Origin of the sequence: Phenylobacterium sp. (assembly GCF_031412415.1) — a bacterium.
In the GTDB taxonomy this organism is placed as follows: Bacteria; Pseudomonadota; Alphaproteobacteria; order Caulobacterales; family Caulobacteraceae; genus Phenylobacterium.
In genome coordinates this window covers 1-4,621 of sequence record NZ_JANOCX010000072.1, presented here as the reverse complement: position 1 = coordinate 4,621, position 4,621 = coordinate 1, and the positions used below count along the sequence as shown (strand labels likewise).

Below are 4,621 nucleotides of genomic sequence, written 5' to 3'. Positions count from 1 at the left end.
CTGCTGAAGGACAAGGCGGAGCTTCTCGTCACGACGGAGGAACTGCTGAGCCAGAAACAGGTGATGCTGCAGGAGATGGAGCACCGTGTCGCCAACAGCCTGCAGATCATCGCGTCTATCCTGCTGCTCAAGGCTAAGGCGGTGACATCCGACGAAAGCCGGGAACACCTCCGTGACGCCCATGAACGCGTAATGTCCGTCGCCGCAGTCCAAGGCCACCTCCACGCGACTGATGGCGTGGAACAGATTGCAATGGGTCCCTACCTGTCCAAGCTATGCGGAAGCCTCGGCTCGTCGATGATCGGAGGCAGCCACCCGCCTATTCTGGAGGTTATCGCCGACGATGGGTTGATCGGCTCAAGCGAGGCGGTGAGCCTCGGCCTCATCGTGACGGAGCTTGTGATCAATGCCCTCAAATATGCTTTCCCGATCGCAAGATCTGATGCGCGCGTGGTGGTGACCTACGAGAGCCAAGGAGTCGCTTGGAGACTAAGAGTAGCGGACAATGGCGTCGGCAAACTTAGCGGAGCGCCGCCAAGCCAAGGAGGTCTCGGAAGCGTCATTGTGGCTTCCCTGGTGAAGCAGCTTGGTGGGCATTTGGAGATCAACCCCGGTCCTCCCGGAATGAGCGTTTCGGTTTTTTCCGCTGCTTTTGCTTCCAGGTTTGTAGAAGCAGCCTGACGGTTTTGTCCGCTTTCCACCCATAGCCGACGCGAGCCCGGGCGCCTGGGAACCTGGCGCTGGAGGCCTCCTGCGCGAGGCGTTCGCCTATGGAACCTGGGCGTTGGACGCCATCATGTCGGTGACCTTCATCACCGCCGGCCCGAGGATGACCACGAACAGCACCGGCAGGAAGAACAGGATCATCGGCACGGTGAGCTTGGCGGGAAGCTGGGCGGCCTTCTTCTCGGCGGCGGCCAGGCGCATCTCGCGGTTCTCCTTGGCCATGACCCGCAGGGCGGCGCCGAGCGGCGTGCCGTAGCGTTCGGCCTGGATCATCGCGGTCATGACCGACTTGATGCCCGGATGGTTGGTGCGCCGCGACAGTCCGTCATAGGCCTGGCGGCGCTCGGGCAGGTAGGAGATCTCGGCCGTGAGCAGGGTCAGCTCCTCGGCCAACTCGATGGAGGTCGAGCCGATCTCGGCGGCGACCTTCTGGATCGCGGCCTCGATGGACATGCCGCTCTCCACGCAGATCAGCAACAGGTCCAGGGCGTCGGGAAAGGCGCCGACGATGGACTCGCGGCGCTTGGTGGCCACGTTGCCGATGTAGACGTTGGGCGCGTAGTAGCCGAGCGTCAGCCCCCCCACCGAGAACAGGGTCCGGGTCATGGTCGGTAGCCCGAAATCATTGATCACGAACAGGTAGAACGCGATGACGGCGGCGAAGATGAAGGGCAGGACGAAGCGGAAGAAGTAGAAGGTCGAGATCGGCTTGGGGCCGCGATAGCCGGCCTGGGCCAGCTTCTCCACCACCTGCGGGTCCTCCAGCAGGCGTGAGAGCTGCAGGCGCTCCACGACCTTTTTGTACATGCCTTCGTCGGTGTGGCGCAGGGTGCCCTGGCCGCTGTTCTTGGTCGCCAGCGCCTCACGCGACTTGCGCCGCAGCTCCTCGCGTCGGCTCGAGACCGACTTCAACCGGGTTTCCAGGCTGGAGCGGGTCATCAACGGCATGGCGATGCTGACGATGGTCGCGAAGACCACCGCGGCGACAAAGGCCGCCAGCAGGTTGTCCGGATTGCTGATGACGCCGACAAATCCCATCGCCGGCCCCTTAGAACTTGAAGTTGATCATTTTGCGCATCGTCAGGATGCCCATGGCCATCCAGAAGGCGCCGCCCATCAACATGACCTGGCCGCGCGGATCGACGAACAGCGGCGTCATGTAGGCCGGCGCCGTCAGCCAGATCAGCCCCATGACGCCAGGCGGCAGGGAGCCGATGATCCAGGCCGAGGCCACGGCCTCGCCCGACAGCGCCTTGATCTTCTCACGCATCAGCTTGCGCGCGCGGATGACGGTGGAGAGGTTGCCCAGGGCCTCGGCCAGGTTGCCGCCGGTCTTGCTCTGGATCGCCAGGACGATGGAGAAGAACCGCACCTCCGGGGTGGGCATCTGCTCGTACATCCGGTCCAGGGCCTGGTCCATCGACACACCCATGCTGATGCCTTCGACGAGCCGGTTGAACTGGCCTGCCATCGGCTCGGATGTCTCTCGGGCGATCACGCGCAGGCTGTCATGGACCGGCAGGCCCGACTTGATGCCGCGTGTGATGATGTCCATGGCGTCGGGAAACACCTCGGTGAACTTCTTCACGCGGCGCGCGACCAGCAAACCCAGGACCCAGCGCGGCAGGCCGAAGGCCGCGGCGAAGCCCAGGCCCAGGCCGATCAGGGGCGACTGCTGGAGGACGACCACCACCAGCAGCACCAGCAGGCCGGTCACGCCGCTGGCGATCCAGAACATGCGTACGTTGTCGCCGAGCCCGGCCTGCTGAAGCTTGGCGCGGATGCTGAGCGTCGCCTTCTTCTGCTTGCGATCCTGATCGCGCAGGGTTTCGAGGATCTGCCGACGGCGCTGCTCCTGCGCGCTCACCGCCGGCCGCCGGCGACCGTCGGCGCTGCGGCCTTCGCCGCCGCCGACGATGGACTGCGCCCGTTTGACGGTCTTGGCCTGTCCGTTGTCGCCCCCGGCCAGCGCGAAGCCCACGCCCGCGATGGTGATGAAACCGAGGACCGCGATCAGCAGGGTGACGAGGGTCGATCCCATGCCCTATTCCGAGGCGTCGAGGGCTTCGGCGAGCTCACGCTCCAGCCCGTAATAGCGCGCCCGATCCCAGAACCGCGGCCGGGCGATGCCGGTCGACCGGTGGCGGCCCACGACCCGACCTTCGGCATCGTCGCCGGTCATCTCGTAGACGAACAGATCCTGGGTGATGATCACGTCGCCTTCCAGGCCCACCACCTCGGTGACGTGGGTGATGCGGCGCGAACCGTCGCGCAGGCGGGCGGCCTGGATGATCACGTCCACCGAGCCCACGATCATCTCGCGGATGGTGCGCGACGGCAGGCCGTAGCCGCCCATGGTGATCATCGACTCCATCCGGCTGATGGCTTCGCGCGGGCTGTTGGCGTGCAGCGTGCCCATGGAACCGTCGTGGCCGGTGTTCATGGCCTGCAGCAGGTCGAAGGCCTCGGGTCCGCGGACTTCGCCGACGATGATCCGTTCCGGGCGCATCCGCAGGCAGTTCTTGACCAGGTCGCGCATGGTGATCTGGCCCTGACCCTCGAGGTTGGGCGGGCGGGTTTCCAGGCGCACCACGTGGGGCTGCTGGAGCTGCAGCTCGGCGGCGTCCTCGCAGGTCACGACACGTTCGGTGGGGTCGATGAAGGCGGTCAACGTGTTGAGCAGGGTGGTCTTGCCCGAGCCCGTGCCGCCCGAGATGATCAGGTTGCATCGGCAGGCGCCGATGACGCCAAGAACCCGCGCCCCCTCGGGGCTGATGGAGTTGTACTCCACCAGGTTCTTCATGGTCAGCTTGTCTTTCTTGAACTTCCGGATGGTGAGCGTGGGTCCGTCCAGCGACAGCGGCGGTGAGATCACGTTCACGCGGGAGCCGTCGGGCAGTCGCGCGTCGCAGATCGGCGAGCTTTCGTCGACACGGCGGCCGACCTGGCTGACGATCCGCTGGCAGATGTTCATCAGTTGGGCGTTGTCGCGGAACCTGACATTGGTGAGCTGCACCTTGCCGGCGACTTCGATGAACACCCGGCTGGCGCCGTTGACCATGATGTCGGCGATGTCGTCGCGGGCCAGCAGCGGCTCCAGCGGCCCATAGCCAAGGACGTCGTTGATGATGTCCTGGACCAGCTGGTCCTGCTCGACCACCGACATCGAGACGTTCTTGATCGCCACCAGCTCGGCGACGATGTCGCGGATCTCCTCGCCGGCCTGCTTGACGTCCAACTGGGCGAGCTGCGCCAGGTCGATGGTGTTGATCAGGGCGTTGAAGATCGTGGTCTTCGTCGCGTGGTAATAGTCGGACTGCTCGCGGACCACCTGGGTGGCGGGCGCGGGGCCTTGGGCGGCGCGAAGCTGCTCGAAAGCCAGGGTCGGCTTGGGCCCGGCGTTCTGGGCGGCGCGCTCGGCCTTGGTCGGGACAGGAATGGCCTGGGGCGCGGTGTGCGCTTGCGGCGATGCGACGGGCTCGATCCGCTGCGGACGGGTGGCGATGGGCGCGCCCTCGCTCGCCGCCGGCGGTGGCGGGGCCGGCCGGGGCCGGGGCGTTTCGCCTTCGGTGGGACGCTTGCCGAACATGCTATTTGCGCTTCAGCAGGCTGGAGAGCAGCGAGGTCTTCTGGACGGCAGGCGGATCACGGCGCGCGATCTGCTGGGCCAGATGGTCAAGCCCTTCGGCCGAGCGCGACTTCGGTCCCACCTCGGAAATCATCTGGCCGCTGTTGGCCGCCTGGCCGAACAGCTTGGGATCGAACGGCAGGCACAGGGCGGGCGTCAGGCCGATCGCCTCGCCGAAGTCCTTGACCGGAATTTCAGGGCGGCCGGGGACGCCCACCTGGTTCAGCACCAGTCGCGGCGGCGCGTCGTTGGGCCGCGCGCGGCGGA

General features: G+C 66.0%; 5 protein-coding genes. 1 reads left to right on the top strand and 4 read right to left on the bottom strand.

Translation table 11 applies throughout. The features are described from left to right. On the top strand, nucleotides 1-681 hold a 681-nt coding region (locus RMO04_RS03600; RefSeq protein WP_309643427.1), incomplete at its 5' end, for a sensor histidine kinase. Nucleotides 682-768: 87 nt separating this feature from the next. Here RMO04_RS03600 and RMO04_RS03595 read toward each other — a convergent pair. The 4 genes from RMO04_RS03595 to RMO04_RS03580 all read right to left on the bottom strand — a co-directional run. Beyond that, entirely contained in the window at nucleotides 769-1,764 is a 996-nt protein-coding gene (locus RMO04_RS03595; protein ID WP_309643426.1) for a type II secretion system F family protein, read from the bottom strand. Nucleotides 1,765-1,774: 10 nt separating this feature from the next. Beyond that, nucleotides 1,775-2,767: a type II secretion system F family protein gene (locus RMO04_RS03590; RefSeq protein ID WP_309643425.1), complete on the bottom strand. Its 993-nt coding sequence runs from the start codon at nucleotides 2,765-2,767 to the stop codon at nucleotides 1,775-1,777. Nucleotides 2,768-2,770: 3 nt separating this feature from the next. Then, nucleotides 2,771-4,315 carry a CpaF family protein gene (locus RMO04_RS03585; protein ID WP_309643424.1) on the bottom strand — a complete coding sequence of 515 codons (1,545 nt, stop codon included), beginning with the start codon at nucleotides 4,313-4,315 and terminating at the stop codon, nucleotides 2,771-2,773. Nucleotide 4,316: 1 nt separating this feature from the next. After that, a partial coding sequence (locus tag RMO04_RS03580; RefSeq protein ID WP_405041459.1) for a CpaE family protein occupies nucleotides 4,317-4,621 on the bottom strand: 305 nt, incomplete at its 5' end.